Origin of the sequence: Geobacillus sp. Y412MC52 (assembly GCF_000174795.2) — a bacterium.
Taxonomy (GTDB): Bacteria; Bacillota; Bacilli; order Bacillales; family Anoxybacillaceae; genus Geobacillus; species Geobacillus thermoleovorans.
In genome coordinates, this window is the sequence record NC_014915.1 from 32,934 (window position 1) to 48,496 (window position 15,563).

The following is a 15,563-nucleotide window of genomic DNA, read 5'->3' on the forward strand; positions in this document are numbered from 1 at the left end:
CAATGTGTATATGGGCCTATAGCTCAGCTGGTCAGAGCGCACGCCTGATAAGCGTGAGGTCGGTGGTTCAAGTCCACTTAGGCCCATTGGATGGGGCCTTAGCTCAGCTGGGAGAGCGCCTGCTTTGCAAGCAGGAGGTCATCGGTTCGATCCCGATAGGCTCCACCATATCAAGTTTTGCGTCTGTGCCTGCGTCTGCCAGCGGGTTCAGGGAAGCAAGATTCCTCGGCACAAGACTGCAGAGAAGCAAATTCAAGAAGCAGTCTCGTTCCTTGAAAACTAGATAACCGGAAAAGCGGAGGCGCCGCGATCGGCTCTCGAAGCCAAATGTTCTTCACCCGGAGGGGTGCTTGCACCCCGAGGGGGAAGGTTATTTGGCAGAAGAGAGCCAGGCGCCGACGCTAGACATGAAGGAAGAAGCCGAGAGCGCAATAGGTTAAGCTGGAAAGGGCGCACGGTGGATGCCTTGGCACTAGGAGCCGATGAAGGACGGGGCAAACGCCGAAACGCTTCGGGGAGCTGTAAGCAAGCGTTGATCCGGAGATGTCCGAATGGGGGAACCCACTGTCCGTAATGGGGCAGTATCCATGCCTGAATCCATAGGGCATGGAGGGCACACCCGGGGAACTGAAACATCTTAGTACCCGGAGGAGAAGAAAGCAACCGCGATTCCCTGAGTAGCGGCGAGCGAAACGGGAACAGCCCAAACCAAGAGGCGTGTCCTCTTGGGGTTGTAGGACCGCTCACGATGGGAGTGAGAAAGGGACGGGGTAGACGAACCGGTCTGGAACGGCCGGCCAGAGAAGGTGAGAGCCCTGTAGTCGAAACTTCGTTCCCTCCCGAGCGGATCCTGAGTACGGCGGGACACGAGGAATCCCGTCGGAAGCAGGGAGGACCATCTCCCAAGGCTAAATACTCCCTAGTGACCGATAGTGCACCAGTACCGTGAGGGAAAGGTGAAAAGCACCCCGGGAGGGGAGTGAAAGAGAACCTGAAACCGTGTGCCTACAAGTAGTCAGAGCCCGTTGATGGGTGATGGCGTGCCTTTTGTAGAATGAACCGGCGAGTGACGATGGCGTGCGAGGTTAAGCCGAAGAGGCGGAGCCGCAGCGAAAGCGAGTCTGAACAGGGCGTCAAGTACGTCGTCGTCGACCCGAAACCAGGTGATCTACCCATGTCCAGGGTGAAGGCCGGGTAACACCGGCTGGAGGCCCGAACCCACGCACGTTGAAAAGTGCGGGGATGAGGTGTGGGTAGGGGTGAAATGCCAATCGAACTTGGAGATAGCTGGTTCTCCCCGAAATAGCTTTAGGGCTAGCCTCGGGTTTAGGAGTCTTGGAGGTAGAGCACTGATTGGGCTAGGGGCCCAAAACGGGTTACCGAACCCAGTCAAACTCCGAATGCCAATGACTTATGCCCGGGAGTCAGACCGCGAGTGATAAGATCCGTGGTCGAGAGGGGAACAGCCCAGACCGCCAGCTAAGGCCCCGAAGTGCACGTTCAGTGGAAAAGGATGTGGAGTTGCCGAGACAACCAGGATGTTGGCTTAGAAGCAGCCACCATTTAAAGAGTGCGTAATAGCTCACTGGTCGAGTGACTCTGCGCCGAAAATGTACCGGGGCTAAACGTGCCGCCGAAGCTGCGGGATGACCGTTGGTCATCGGTAGGGGAGCGTTCTAAGGGCAGAGAAGCCAGACCGGAAGGACTGGTGGAGCGCTTAGAAGTGAGAATGCCGGTATGAGTAGCGAAAACAGAGGTGAGAATCCTCTGCGCCGAAAGCCTAAGGGTTCCTGAGGAAGGTTCGTCCGCTCAGGGTTAGTCGGGACCTAAGCCGAGGCCGAAAGGCGTAGGTGATGGACAACAGGTTGAGATTCCTGTACCACCTTCTTCCCGTTTGAGCGATGGGGGGACGCAGGAGGATAGGGCGAGCAGGCGGCTGGAAGAGCCTGTCCAAGCCGTGAGGCTGATCCGCAGGCAAATCCGCGGATCATAAGGCCAAGCGGTGATGGCGACGGATGGATCCGGAAGTCCCCGATTTCACACTGCCAAGAAAAGCCTCTAGCGAGGGAAGAGGTGCCCGTACCGCAAACCGACACAGGTAGGCGAGGAGAGAATCCTAAGGCGCGCGGGAGAACTCTCGTTAAGGAACTCGGCAAAATGACCCCGTAACTTCGGGAGAAGGGGTGCTCTTTGGGGTGAAGAGCCCTGAAGAGCCGCAGTGAAAAGGCCCAAGCGACTGTTTATCAAAAACACAGGTCTCTGCGAAGCCGAAAGGCGACGTATAGGGGCTGACACCTGCCCGGTGCTGGAAGGTTAAGGGGAGCGCTTAGCGGAAGCGAAGGTGCGAACCGAAGCCCCAGTAAACGGCGGCCGTAACTATAACGGTCCTAAGGTAGCGAAATTCCTTGTCGGGTAAGTTCCGACCCGCACGAAAGGTGTAACGACTTGGGCGCTGTCTCAACGAGAGACCCGGTGAAATTATACTACCTGTGAAGATGCAGGTTACCCGCGACAGGACGGAAAGACCCCGTGGAGCTTTACTGCAGCCTGATATGGAATTTTGGTATCGCTTGTACAGGATAGGTGGGAGCCAGGGAAGCCGGAGCGCCAGCTTCGGTGGAGGCGACAGTGGGATACCACCCTGGCGGTATTGAAATTCTAACCCGCACCCCTTAACGGGGTGGGAGACAGTGTCAGGTGGGCAGTTTGACTGGGGCGGTCGCCTCCCAAAAGGTAACGGAGGCGCCCAAAGGTTCCCTCAGAATGGTTGGAAATCATTCGGAGAGTGCAAAGGCACAAGGGAGCTTGACTGCGAGACGGACAGGTCGAGCAGGGACGAAAGTCGGGCTTAGTGATCCGGTGGTTCCGCATGGAAGGGCCATCGCTCAACGGATAAAAGCTACCCCGGGGATAACAGGCTGATCTCCCCCAAGAGTCCACATCGACGGGGAGGTTTGGCACCTCGATGTCGGCTCATCGCATCCTGGGGCTGTAGTCGGTCCCAAGGGTTGGGCTGTTCGCCCATTAAAGCGGTACGCGAGCTGGGTTCAGAACGTCGTGAGACAGTTCGGTCCCTATCCGTCGCGGGCGGAGGAAATTTGAGAGGAGCTGTCCTTAGTACGAGAGGACCGGGATGGACGCACCGCTGGTGTACCAGTTGTCCCGCCAGGGGCACCGCTGGGTAGCTATGTGCGGACGGGATAAGCGCTGAAAGCATCTAAGCGTGAAGCCCCCCTCAAGATGAGATTTCCCACCGCGTGAAGCGGGTAAGATCCCTCGAAGATGACGAGGTCGATAGGTCCGAGGTGGAAGCGTGGCGACACGTGGAGCTGACGGATACTAATCGATCGAGGGCTTAACCAAGAAAAGCGCAGGCGAGCGGGTCGCCGCGACGGGCAAATGTTCTTCGCCTGCAGGGATGTTCACATCCCGAAGGCGAAGGTTATTTGACCCCGAGCGGCGGCGAGCCGGAGCTGGACAATGCGAAAAGCGCAGGCGAGCGGCTTCTTCCGACGGTTATCTAGTTTTGAAGGAATGAACATCCTGTTGACAAATCCAACAGGATGGATATAATAATTACTGTCCAAGATGATAACTATTGCCTAGTGGCTATGGCGGAGGGGAAACACCCGTTCCCATCCCGAACACGGAAGTTAAGCCCTCCAGCGCCGATGGTAGTTGGGGCCAGCGCCCCTGCAAGAGTAGGTCGCTGCTAGGCAATAAACGAGCAGCCAGTTGCATTGGTGCAATTGGCTGCTTTCGTTTTTTGAGGAAAAAACGATAAGGACCCGCTCAATGTCTCTCTTCCTTTCATCTACTAGTATAGAATGTTAGCAATGTGGGAAACATAGAGGATGGGAGGTGGAGAGCGTGAGGACATCAATAGCAGACCGGAATCAACGCGAACATGTATGCATCGTTTGTGAACAGGAAAAAAAGGAAGGGATTTTCCTTTTTGGCCATTTTCTTTGTTTGGACTGCAACCGGGCGATTGTGCAAACGAATACGGACGACCCGAACTACTCGTTTTATGTGCGGCAGCTGCGCAAAATGTTTACATCGAAAATTCACTCGTAATCAGGGCCTGCATTTGGGCCTGTTTTTATTTGCGATTGACGCGACTCGTGCGTTTTTTCGGGCGTTTGTGATACTATATGTTTGATGTTTCTCCTGCATATCCCATGCATTTCGGCAGTCTGCCCGGATGATGGCCGTTCTGGGACAGACAGCAAGGAAAGAGGATGATGATGGATCAAACGAAAACTCCTTTATATGACGCTCTCGTGCACCATTGGGCGCGCCGCCCGGTTTCGTTTCACGTGCCGGGACATAAATACGGCGCTTTGTTTTCGAAACGAGGGAGAGATATGTTTGCGCCGCTGTTGGCGTTGGATGCGACGGAAATTTCCGGCTTGGATGACTTGCATCATCCTGAGTCGGTGATTGCCGAGGCGCAGGCGCTGGCGGCGGAGCTGTATGGCGTTAGGGAGACGTTTTTCCTTGTGAACGGTTCGACGGCAGGGAATTTGGCAATGATCGCCGCCGTGTGTGATGGAAAGAGGAAGAAAGTGATTGTACAACGCAATTGCCATAAATCGGTGATGCATGCATTGCAACTCATGGAAGCCACTCCTGTTCTACTTGCTCCCGAGTTTGATCGTGATGTGTGTGTCGCTTCGCACATTCGTCCTGAAGCGGTCAAAGAGGCGTTGGCGCTTCATGATGATGTTGCTGCGGTTGTATTGACGAACCCAAATTATTATGGAATGGCCGCCGATTTGACAGAAATCGTCCGTCTAGTTCATGAACATGGCATTCCGGTGCTGGTTGATGAGGCGCATGGCGCCCATTTCGTTGTCGGCCCCCCTTTTCCGACATCGGCGCTTCGCTATGGCGCCGATGTCGTCGTGCAGTCGGCGCATAAAACGTTGCCGGCGATGACGATGGGAGCGTTTTTGCATGTAAACAGCGAGCGGGTTGATCTTGAGCGGTTGAAATATTTTTTGCAGTTGTTTCAGTCAAGCAGCCCGTCTTACCCGATTATGGCGTCGCTCGATTTGGCGCGGAGTTATGTCGCCCAGCTTTCAAAAAGCGATGCGGCGGCGATCGTGGCAGAAATTGAGAAGTTTAAAGCAGCCTTGGCCGATATTGATGGGGTGGCAGTCGTTTGTTCCCGTCATTTTGGCGTACAGACCGACCCGCTGAAAGTAACGGTGCAGACGCGCTGTTCCTTGACCGGGTATGAACTGCAACGTTGGCTTGAGCGCGAAGGGGTGTTTGTCGAGCTTGCTGATCGAATGAACGTGCTTTTCGTTTGTCCGCTGGCGGTAACCGGGCGGCTTCAGGAAGCAGCGGAGAAAATCAAACGAGCGTGGCGCGATTTGCCAGATGGCGAGGCGCCGGTGTGTAACGCTTCGCCTTTTCTCGGACCGCCGCTATCGGTTTTAGTCCCGTATAATGAGCTGCGCCATTTGCGGACAAAAGCTGTGGCGCTCGAGGAAGCTGAAGGACATATAGCAGCGGAAACGGTCATTCCATATCCGCCTGGGGTGCCGCTCGTGTGGGTCGGAGAACGGATCGGCCGCGGCCATATTGAACAGATCCGCCAGCTTCTTTGTCAGCGGGCGCACATACAAGGCGGAAGCCGGCTGAAAGATGGTCAGCTGGTTGTATACGAATAGGAAGGATGGAAAGGATGCCGCGAGTGATGAACGGATGCTTTTTTTCGTTTGAAGGGCCGGAAGGAGCCGGCAAAACGACGATGATCAGCAAATTGGAGTCGTTGTTGCGTGAGCGGGGGATTGACGTCGTGGCGACGAGGGAACCGGGCGGGGTGCGCATTGCCGAGGCGATTCGCTCAATCATTTTAAACCGTGACTATACGGAAATGGACGGGCGGACGGAGGCGCTTTTATATGCGGCGGCGCGCCGGCAGCATTTGCTTGAGAAAATCGTGCCGGCGCTTGAGGCTGGGTGCGTCGTCCTTTGCGACCGGTTTGTTGACAGTTCCCTCGCCTACCAGGGATTTGCCCGCGGGCTTGGCATTGAGGAAGTATGGAAAATTAATGAGTTCGCTATTGATGGGTATATGCCGTCGCTGACGATTTATTTTGATATCGATCCGCAAATTGGGCTTGAACGAATCCGACGAAACCGCGGCCGGGAAGTGAATCGGCTTGACCTTGAAACGTTGTCTTTTCATGAGAAGGTGCGAGAAGGGTATCGGGAACTCGCTAGACGGTTTGCCGACCGCATTGTCGTCATCGACGCGAACCGCCCGCTTGATGATGTATTCGCCGAAACAACAGCCGCGGTGCTTTCCCGTTTGAAAGGAAGATGACAGCGCCATTTCCATGAATCCGACCGTGATGATTCCTAGCGGACATGATAGAATAGAAATAAGAAATCAAGGAAGAGTGATGGCGATGCGATGGGAACAGCTAGCGAAACGCCAGCCGGTGGTGGCGAAAATGCTGCAAAGCGGCTTGGAAAAAGGGCGGATTTCTCATGCGTACTTGTTTGAGGGGCAGCGGGGGACGGGCAAAAAAGCGGCCAGTTTGTTGTTGGCGAAACGTTTGTTTTGTCTGTCCCCAATCGGAGTTTCCCCGTGTCTAGAGTGCCGCAACTGCCGGCGCATCGACTCCGGCAACCACCCTGACGTCCGGGTGATCGGCCCAGATGGAGGATCAATCAAAAAGGAACAAATCGAATGGCTGCAGCAAGAGTTCTCGAAAACAGCGGTCGAGTCGGATAAAAAAATGTACATCGTTGAGCACGCCGATCAAATGACGACAAGCGCTGCCAACAGCCTTCTGAAATTTTTGGAAGAGCCGCATCCGGGGACGGTGGCGGTATTGCTGACTGAGCAATACCACCGCCTGCTAGGGACGATCGTTTCCCGCTGTCAAGTGCTTTCGTTCCGGCCGTTGCCGCCGGCAGAGCTCGCCCAGGGACTTGTCGAGGAGCACGTGCCGTTGCCGTTGGCGCTGTTGGCTGCCCATTTGACAAACAGCTTCGAGGAAGCACTGGCGCTTGCCAAAGATAGTTGGTTTGCCGAGGCGCGAACATTAGTGCTACAATGGTATGAGATGCTGGGCAAGCCGGAGCTGCAGCTTTTGTTTTTCATCCACGACCGCTTGTTTCCGCATTTTTTGGAAAGCCATCAGCTTGACCTTGGACTTGATTTGCTTTTATATTTATACCGCGATTTGTTGCATATTCAAGCCGGGCAGATGGACGGCGTGTTATACCGCGATCAGCTGGACCGCCTGCAACGATGGGCGCTTGCTTGCCCGCAGCGGCGGATTTTGGCTGGCATGGAAGCGATTTTACAAGCGAAAACGCGTTTAAATACAACAAATATGAGCACGGCGTTGCTTGTTGAGCAGCTCGTTCTTCAATTAAAGCGGTAAAGGAGGGAGAGCCGTTGTATACGGTAGTCGGCGTCCGTTTTAAAAAAGCAGGGAAAATTTATTATTTTGACCCTGGCGATGCCGTTATTCCCGTCGGCGAATTCGTCATTGTCGAGACGGTCCGAGGCATTGAGTATGGAAAAGTCGTCATCGCCAATAAACAAGTCGACGAAAACGACATCGTGCTGCCGCTCAAAAAAGTGATCCGCGTGGCGAATGAGAAAGATAAATGGATTGTAGAAGAAAACAAAAAGGCGGCGCGCGAGGCGTATGACATTTGCTTGCGCAAAGTGGAGGAGCACGGGCTGGAAATGAAGCTCGTCGATGTGGAATATACGTTTGACCGCAATAAAGTGATCTTTTATTTCACTGCCGATGGGCGCGTCGATTTCCGCGAGCTTGTGAAGGACTTAGCGTCGATTTTCCGCACGCGCATCGAGCTGCGGCAAATCGGGGTGCGCGATGAGGCGAAAATGCTTGGCGGCATCGGGCCGTGCGGCCGCATGCTTTGTTGTTCGACGTTTTTAGGCGATTTTGAACCGGTGTCGATCAAAATGGCGAAAGATCAAAACTTGTCGCTCAATCCAACGAAAATTTCCGGGTTGTGCGGCCGGCTGATGTGTTGCCTGAAATATGAAAACGAAGAGTATGAGACGGCGAAAGAACAACTCCCGGATTTAGGGGAATATGTCGAAACACCGCACGGCTTCGGCAAAGTCGTCGGCTTGAACATTTTAGAGCGGGTGCTGCAAATCGAGCTTCCAGAATTCGGACGGGTCGTCGAATATACACTCGATGAGCTGATGAAAAACGGGACGTTGTCCATTCGCGTCGCAGATTAATTTGGGGTGGGGCCAGTGGAAAAAGTAGATAAAAAAGAAGTGTTTCGATCAGTGGCCAATATGGAAGAGCAACTTAGTTATTTTTACCGCGAGCTGGTACAGCTGAAACAGCGCGTAACGGAGCTGTTAGAAGAGAATCACCAGCTGCAAATCGAAAATGCTCATTTGCGCCGTCGGCTTGAACAATTGTCAGAAGCATGGGAAGAAGGCAAACGAAAAGGGGACAAACATGGCAAAAAACTCATCGACATTGGCGAAGGGTATGATAATTTAGCCCGCCTTTACCAAGAAGGGTTTCATATTTGTCACATCCATTACGGAAGCATTCGCACCGAGGGCGATTGTTTGTTTTGCTTGTCGTTTTTGAACAAAAACTAAAGGCAGCGCCACCCTTTCCGTTTCGGAAAGGTTATTTTTTTCAATGGAGGATCGTGCGTCATGGTGGAATTGTACGAGGATGAACGGCTCGATTATTTGTTTAACGAAGAGCTCCGCATCATTCAAAGTCCATCTGTATTTTCGTTTTCCCTTGATGCCGTGCTCCTTGCTCATTTTGCCTATATGCCGATTCAAAAGGGGCAGATTGTTGATTTGTGCACGGGCAACGGGGTGATTCCCCTCTTGTTGAGCCGGCGAACAAAAGGGACGATCATCGGCATCGAAATTCAAGAACGGCTTTGCGACATGGCGAGGCGAAGCGTGCAATACAACGGGCTTGAAGGACAAATCGAGATCATACACGGCGACATTAAAGAAGCGCCGCAACGGATCGGTTACAGCCGGTACGATGTCGTCACGTGCAACCCCCCGTATTTTCCGGCAGTCGGCAAAGACGAACTGAGCAAAAATGAACATATCGCCATCGCCCGCCATGAAATTTATTGCACCCTAGAGGATGTGATTCGAGTCAGCAGCCAGCTGTTGAAGCAAGGAGGGAAGGCGGCGTTCGTCCACCGTCCCGGGCGGCTGCTTGACCTTGTGACGCTCATGCGCCAATACCGTCTTGAGCCGAAACGGCTCCGCTTTGTGTACCCGAAAGAGGGCAAAGAGGCGAACATGATTTTAATTGAAGGGACAAAAGATGCAAGCCCGGACTTAAAAGTGTTGCCTCCGCTTGTCGTGTATGATGAGAATAACGAATATACCGAGGAGACGAAGCGGATCTTATATGGCATTATTTCATCTTAAAGGGGCGGAACAAGGATGCTTTGGCAGCAAAAAAGTTTTACCGAACAAACGGAGCAAGGGACGCTGTACATCGTGCCGACGCCGATCGGCAATTTGGAGGATATGACGTTTCGTGCGGTTAGGACGCTTCAGGAAGCTGATGTCATCGCCGCCGAGGACACAAGGCAGACGAAAAAGCTGCTCGCTCATTTCGGCATTCATACGCCGCTCGTCAGCTACCATGAGCATAATAAATACGCGAGCGGCCGGCAGCTTGTCGAATGGCTGAAGGAAGGAAAAACGGTGGCATTGGTGAGCGACGCCGGGATGCCCGGCATTTCCGATCCGGGCTATGAGCTTATTGCTGCGGCGCTTGCCGAGCGCTGCCGCGTCGTCCCTCTTCCTGGAGCGAACGCGGCATTGACAGCGCTTGTCGCCTCCGGGCTGCCCACGGACCGCTTTTTGTTTGTCGGCTTTTTGAAACGGGCGAAAAAAGAGAAAAAAGAGCAGCTGCTGTCATTAAAAACAGCGGCGGAGACGTTAATTTTTTATGAGGCGCCCCACCGCTTGAAAGAAACGCTCGCTCTTATGTATGATATATTCGGCAATCGGCGCATCGCTCTTGGCCGCGAGTTGACGAAACGGTTTGAGGAGTTCATCCGCGGCGATTTAAGCGATGCGGTCGCCTGGGCGGAAGAACATGACATCCGCGGCGAATTTTGCCTCATTGTCGAAGGGGCGCGAGACGGGAATAAACAAGAGCAAGAGGGAGAGGAATGGTGGCAGCCGCTTTCGCTTGTCGAACATGTCGATTATTATATTCGCGAGCACAGCCTTTCCGTCAAGGAGGCGGTGAAACAGGCGGCCAGTGATCGAAATATGTCGAAACGCGACGTTTATCGGCAGTATCATCAACAGCAAGAAGAAGAAAAAAAAGAGTTTCTCTGAAGCCAGAGAAACTTTTTTATTCTTTTTCTTTGTCTGTTGCTGCTTCTAGATGCTGTTGGATCTCCTGCAGCAAAATTTCCGCGCCTTCGCGGCTTAAAATGATTTTGCCGCCGGCCAGTTTGAAGTTGTCGTCCGACACTTCGCCGGTGACGACACACGTCATGTTCGGCTTATACTTTTTCAAAATGATGCGGTCATCGTCAACATAAATTTCCAACGCATCTTTTTCGTTAATATCCAACGTACGTCGCAGCTCAATTGGAATGACGACGCGGCCTAACTCATCGACTTTACGCACGATCCCTGTCGATTTCATCGTCGATTCTCCTCTCCGCAAAAAAGTTTTTTGTCGTTTATTCGTCAATATTCGACAAATTTCCTACAACCTAATCATATCAGTGTTTCCATTAAGCGTCAATCCTTTAATATGTAAAATTTAAAAAAAATGTATATTGTTATTTCAAAAAAAAGTTTGTTTAGAAAGAAAGGAGAAAACGAATGAATTTGCCCATCTAAACTCTATCCTTGTATAACAAATTCGCAGCGATGGTTGAAAACGCGGCCGTATTTTTGCCGGTTTGGGTATATTTTTTCAGCCCACGAGAAATAGATGTTTTTGTAGAATGAAAAAATTATGTAAAATAGAAGTAACGCCGCTCTCGTCGCCGGACGGGGGCTTTTGTGCTCAACAGTACGAGGGAGGGCCTAACCGATGGAGAAAAAAACGTTTTATTTGACGACGCCGATTTATTACCCGAGCGACCGCCTGCATATCGGTCATGCTTACACAACGGTGGCGGGGGACGCCATGGCTCGCTATAAACGGATGCGCGGCTACGATGTCATGTATTTGACCGGCACCGATGAGCATGGGCAAAAAATTCAGCGCAAGGCGGAAGAAAAAGGAGTAACGCCGCAGCAATACGTCGATGAGATCGTCGCTGGCATTCAGGAGCTATGGAAGAAGCTCGACATTTCCTACGACGATTTTATTCGCACAACGCAGGAGCGGCATAAAAAAGTCGTCGAACAAATTTTCACCCGTCTTGTCGAACAAGGCGATATTTATTTGGGCGAATATGAAGGCTGGTATTGTACGCCGTGCGAATCGTTTTACACTGAGCGGCAGCTTGTGGACGGCAACTGTCCGGACTGCGGCCGGCCTGTTGAGAAAGTGAAAGAAGAGTCCTATTTCTTCCGGATGAGCAAATATGTCGACCGCTTGTTGCAATATTACGAAGAAAATCCCGATTTTATCCAACCGGAATCGCGGAAAAATGAGATGATCAACAACTTCATTAAGCCGGGGCTTGAGGATTTGGCTGTGTCCCGGACGACGTTCGATTGGGGCATTAAAGTGCCAGGCAATCCGAAGCATGTCATCTATGTCTGGATCGACGCGCTTGCCAACTATATCACAGCGCTCGGCTACGGCACGGACAACGATGAAAAGTTCCGCAAATATTGGCCGGCGGACGTCCATTTGGTCGGCAAAGAAATCGTCCGTTTCCATACGATTTATTGGCCGATTATGTTGATGGCGCTCGGCTTGCCGTTGCCGAAAAAAGTATTCGGCCATGGCTGGTTGCTGATGAAGGATGGAAAAATGTCCAAATCGAAAGGCAATGTCGTCGACCCAGTGACGCTCATCGACCGGTATGGGCTTGATGCGCTCCGCTATTATTTGCTGCGGGAAGTGCCGTTCGGCGCTGATGGCGTGTTTACGCCGGAAGGATTTATTGAGCGCATCAACTATGACTTGGCCAACGACTTAGGCAACTTGTTGCACCGTACCGTGGCGATGATCGAGAGATATTTCGACGGCGTTATTCCGCCATACCGCGGGCCGAAAACAACGTTTGACCAAGAGTTGGTGCAAACGGCGCGCGAAGTGGTGCGTCAATATGAAGAAGCGATGGAGGGAATGGAGTTTTCCGTCGCGCTCGCCGCTGTTTGGCAGTTGATTAGCCGGACGAACAAATACATCGATGAAACGCAGCCATGGGTATTGGCGAAAGACGAACAGAAACGGGATGAGCTTGCCGCCGTCATGACCCACTTGGCTGAATCGCTCCGCCATACGGCGGTGCTGCTCCAGCCGTTTTTGACGCGCACGCCGGAGCGCATGTTCGCTCAGCTCGGCATCACCGATCATTCATTAAAAGAATGGGACAGCTTGTACGATTTCGGCCTCATTCCGGAAGGGACAAAAGTGCAAAAGGGAGAACCGCTCTTCCCGCGCCTCGACATCGAAGCGGAAGTGGAGTACATTAAGGCGCATATGCAAGGGGGAAAACCGGCCGCCGAACCGGTAAAAGAGGAAAAAAAAGCAGCGGAGGCGGCGGAAATTTCGATTGACGAGTTCGCCAAAGTCGATTTGCGCGTCGCTGAAGTCATCCATGCCGAACGGATGAAAAACGCCGATAAGCTGTTGAAGCTTCAGCTTGACCTTGGCGGCGAGAAGCGGCAAGTGATCTCCGGCATTGCTGAGTTTTACAAACCAGAAGAACTCGTCGGCAAAAAAGTCATTTGCGTCGCCAATTTAAAACCAGCCAAGCTTCGCGGCGAATGGTCGGAAGGCATGATTCTAGCCGGAGGCAGCGGCGGAGAATTTTCGCTGGCGACGGTTGATCAACACGTGCCGAATGGAACGAAAATCAAATAACGGTTTGCTTGGCAGGGGGGTGTTGAGCTTGACACCTCCTTGTTGCTATTTTGTAATGGAAATGTTAACGAAATGTGACGTATGTAACCAATTTCTATGCTACACTTAACATCAAGGTGGAAAAGAGGGCATTAGTATGCTGTTTGATACGCACGCACATTTGAATGCAGTCCAATACGAAGAAGATTTGGAACAAGTCATTGAACGCGCCCGCGATGAAGGGGTTTCACACATTGTCGTCGTCGGGTTTGACCGTCCGACGATCGATCGGGCGATCGAGCTGGCCGAGCGGTATCCGTTTATTTATGCGGCGGTTGGCTGGCATCCGGTTGATGCGATCGAGATGACGGACGATGATTTGCAGATGATTGAACATCTCGCCGCCCACCCGAAAGTCGTGGCGCTCGGCGAGATGGGGCTTGACTACCATTGGGATAAATCGCCGAAAGACGTGCAACAAGAGGTGTTCCGGCAGCAAATCCGGCTGGCTAAAAAGGTGAAGTTGCCGATCATTATTCATAACCGTGAGGCGACGGCGGATATTTTAAAAATTTTGCAAGAGGAAAACGCCGCCGAAGTCGGCGGGATTATGCATTGTTTCAGCGGCAGCGTCGAGGTGGCCAAACAGTGCATGGACATGAATTTTCTCATTTCCCTTGGCGGACCGGTCACGTTTAAAAATGCGAAAAAACCGAAGGAAGTGGCGAAGGAGATTCCGCTCAGCCATTTATTGATCGAAACCGACTGTCCATATTTAACGCCTCACCCTTTCCGCGGCAAACGAAACGAGCCGAGCTATGTCAAATACGTTGCCGAAGCGATCGCACAGATCAAAAACATTTCTTTTGCCGAAGTAGCGGAAACAACGGCGGAAAATGCCAAAAAATTGTTCGCCATCGACCGCTAAAATTAGGCGTCGAACAGCGGGGAAGCTTGTCGAAGGTGCGGCGAAGACGATAAAATTCTACAAATTCAGCCGATATGAGCCAACCGCGTGTCGACAAGTCTTCCTTCCTTTTTCACTGAATTTTCTGCATAATAGAGTATGCTCGTGCGTACATGTTAAAGGGAGAGGGGAATTCCGTAGAAAAAGGAGGCGTTCATCTGATGTTGCCGAATGGGAGGAAATGGCTGGACTTATGGAGGAAAAACGTGACCGTCACAGCGGGCGGGTTTCTCGCCATCTCCGCGACGACAGGGGTTGCTGGATATGAGATGGCCAAAGACGATGTGACGCTGATCAAAAACGGAAACAAACAAGAAATTCGCACTCATGCGAAAACGGTGAAAGAGCTGCTTGCGGAGCAAAACATTCAGCCGCGCAAAGAAGATTATGTTTATCCGTCCTTGCATTCGCCGATCACCGACGATCTCCATATTGTTTGGGAAGCAAGCAAAGAAGTGACGCTGACAGTCAATGGAAAAAAGAAAAAGATATGGACGACAGCCGATACGGTCGCGGAGCTGCTCCGTTCGCAGCACGTGGCGGTCGGGGCGTATGACAAAGTGGCGCCGGCGCTTTCGGCGAAAATTCAAAAAGGCATGGACATCGGCGTTGAAAAGGCGTTTCCAGTCCACGTCAATGTCGGCGGTAAACAACAGCAGGTATGGACAACTTCGACTACGGTCGCTGACTTTTTGAAGCAGCAAGGGATTCAGCTAGGTCAATTCGATCGGATAGAGCCCTCCTTGCATGAAACGGTCAAAGAACAGATGACCATTCGCGTGATCCGAGTAAAAAAAGTCACCGATGTAGTGGAAGAACCCGTCGACTTTGCCGTGGTGACAAAACGGGATGACTCATTGCCGAAAGGAGAGCGGCGCGTCATTCAGCCTGGAGAAAAAGGGATGGTTCAAAAAACGTATGAGGTGACATTGGAAAACGGCAAAGAAACGGTGCGCAAACTAATCGCTGCGAAAACGCTAAAAGAAAGCAAGGCGCGCATTGTCGCCATCGGCATGAAAACGGTGCGCTCAGCTGCCGCGCCCGACCGCCCGTCCTCGCGCGGCTCGGACCATGCCGCGAAGGAATTTTACGTCACCGCCACCGCCTACACTGCCTATTGTGCAGGCTGTTCAGGCATAACAAGCACGGGCATCAACTTGCGCAAAAATCCTTCCGCTAAAGTGATTGCGGTCGACCCGTCCATCATCCCCCTTGGGTCGAAAGTGTATGTGGAAGGATACGGATATGCCATTGCCGCTGACACCGGTTCAGGCATCCGCGGATATAAAATTGATGTGTTTTTCCCGGAACGGTCGGATGCGTTTCGTTGGGGCAGAAAGCGCGTGAAAATACGGGTATTGCCATAGAGATGCGATGGGAGAACGAAGCGGAGGGTTTTTTCCCTCTGCTTTTTTTCGCTATAATGGCATTGTGCCGCGACAATGCGCGCCGTTTCTGCTAAATTAGACGATGCAAACGGAAAAAAAGTTTCAGCGAAATTCAAAAAATAATAAGGGAATGAAGCGGCTTTCGGCGATGATTCGCCTTACTTTTGATTTTACCGGAAAGGAGGCATTGCAGAA

At 52.3% G+C, this 15,563-nt stretch carries 12 protein-coding genes, 2 tRNA genes and 2 rRNA genes; 15 read left to right on the forward strand and 1 reads right to left on the reverse strand.

Going from position 1 to position 15,563, the window contains the following annotated elements; translation table 11 throughout:
- The first annotated feature begins 12 nt into the window (after positions 1–12).
- The 12 genes from GYMC52_RS00155 to rsmI all read left to right on the forward strand — a co-directional run bounded on the left by GYMC52_RS00155 (position 13) and on the right by rsmI (position 10,369).
- Positions 13–86 (forward strand) — tRNA-Ile (locus tag GYMC52_RS00155).
- 6 nt (positions 87–92) lie between these two features.
- Positions 93–168, forward strand: a tRNA-Ala gene (locus tag GYMC52_RS00160).
- Positions 169–434: 266 nt separating this feature from the next.
- Positions 435–3,363 (forward strand): 23S ribosomal RNA (locus tag GYMC52_RS00165).
- A 238-nt stretch (positions 3,364–3,601) separates the two neighbouring features.
- Positions 3,602–3,718: ribosomal RNA gene (gene rrf / locus GYMC52_RS00175) — 5S ribosomal RNA — on the forward strand.
- A gap of 152 nt (positions 3,719–3,870) precedes the next feature.
- Positions 3,871–4,077 carry a sigma factor G inhibitor Gin gene (locus tag GYMC52_RS00180; RefSeq protein ID WP_011229538.1) on the forward strand — a complete coding sequence of 69 codons (207 nt, stop codon included), beginning with the start codon at positions 3,871–3,873 and terminating at the stop codon, positions 4,075–4,077.
- A gap of 170 nt (positions 4,078–4,247) precedes the next feature.
- Positions 4,248–5,681, forward strand: coding sequence for an aminotransferase class I/II-fold pyridoxal phosphate-dependent enzyme (locus tag GYMC52_RS00185; protein ID WP_012820430.1), 1,434 nt, complete (start codon positions 4,248–4,250; stop codon positions 5,679–5,681).
- Between the two features lie 26 nt (positions 5,682–5,707).
- On the forward strand, positions 5,708–6,340 hold the full coding sequence (gene tmk, locus GYMC52_RS00190; RefSeq protein ID WP_041467722.1) for a dTMP kinase: 633 nt from the start codon (positions 5,708–5,710) through the stop codon (positions 6,338–6,340).
- Between the two features lie 79 nt (positions 6,341–6,419).
- On the forward strand, positions 6,420–7,412 hold the full coding sequence (gene holB / locus GYMC52_RS00195; RefSeq protein WP_012820431.1) for a DNA polymerase III subunit delta': 993 nt from the start codon (positions 6,420–6,422) through the stop codon (positions 7,410–7,412).
- A gap of 14 nt (positions 7,413–7,426) precedes the next feature.
- On the forward strand, positions 7,427–8,254 hold the full coding sequence (locus GYMC52_RS00200; RefSeq protein WP_012820432.1) for a PSP1 domain-containing protein: 828 nt from the start codon (positions 7,427–7,429) through the stop codon (positions 8,252–8,254).
- 15 nt (positions 8,255–8,269) lie between these two features.
- A complete protein-coding gene (gene yabA / locus GYMC52_RS00205; RefSeq protein WP_011229543.1) occupies positions 8,270–8,632 on the forward strand; it encodes a DNA replication initiation control protein YabA in 363 nt (120 codons plus the stop codon).
- Positions 8,633–8,692: 60 nt separating this feature from the next.
- A complete protein-coding gene (locus tag GYMC52_RS00210) occupies positions 8,693–9,442 on the forward strand; it encodes a tRNA1(Val) (adenine(37)-N6)-methyltransferase (RefSeq protein WP_012820433.1) in 750 nt (249 codons plus the stop codon).
- A 15-nt stretch (positions 9,443–9,457) separates the two neighbouring features.
- Positions 9,458–10,369 carry a 16S rRNA (cytidine(1402)-2'-O)-methyltransferase gene (gene rsmI, locus GYMC52_RS00215; RefSeq protein ID WP_012820434.1) on the forward strand — a complete coding sequence of 304 codons (912 nt, stop codon included), beginning with the start codon at positions 9,458–9,460 and terminating at the stop codon, positions 10,367–10,369.
- 16 nt (positions 10,370–10,385) lie between these two features.
- Here the strand turns inward: rsmI and GYMC52_RS00220 are convergent, their stop codons facing one another.
- On the reverse strand, positions 10,386–10,685 hold the full coding sequence (locus GYMC52_RS00220; RefSeq protein ID WP_011229546.1) for an AbrB/MazE/SpoVT family DNA-binding domain-containing protein: 300 nt from the start codon (positions 10,683–10,685) through the stop codon (positions 10,386–10,388).
- Between the two features lie 396 nt (positions 10,686–11,081).
- On the opposite strand from GYMC52_RS00220, the gene metG reads away from it, so the two are divergent.
- From metG to GYMC52_RS00235, 3 genes are all read left to right on the forward strand, one after another.
- Positions 11,082–13,034, forward strand: coding sequence for a methionine--tRNA ligase (metG, locus tag GYMC52_RS00225; protein ID WP_012820435.1), 1,953 nt, complete (start codon positions 11,082–11,084; stop codon positions 13,032–13,034).
- Positions 13,035–13,170: 136 nt separating this feature from the next.
- The gene (locus tag GYMC52_RS00230; protein WP_012820436.1) at positions 13,171–13,941 is read left to right on the forward strand and encodes a TatD family hydrolase; all 771 of its coding nucleotides are present in this window, start codon (positions 13,171–13,173) and stop codon (positions 13,939–13,941) included.
- A 200-nt stretch (positions 13,942–14,141) separates the two neighbouring features.
- Positions 14,142–15,347: a G5 and 3D domain-containing protein gene (locus GYMC52_RS00235; RefSeq protein WP_012820437.1), complete on the forward strand. Its 1,206-nt coding sequence runs from the start codon at positions 14,142–14,144 to the stop codon at positions 15,345–15,347.
- Positions 15,348–15,563: the final 216 nt, after the last annotated feature.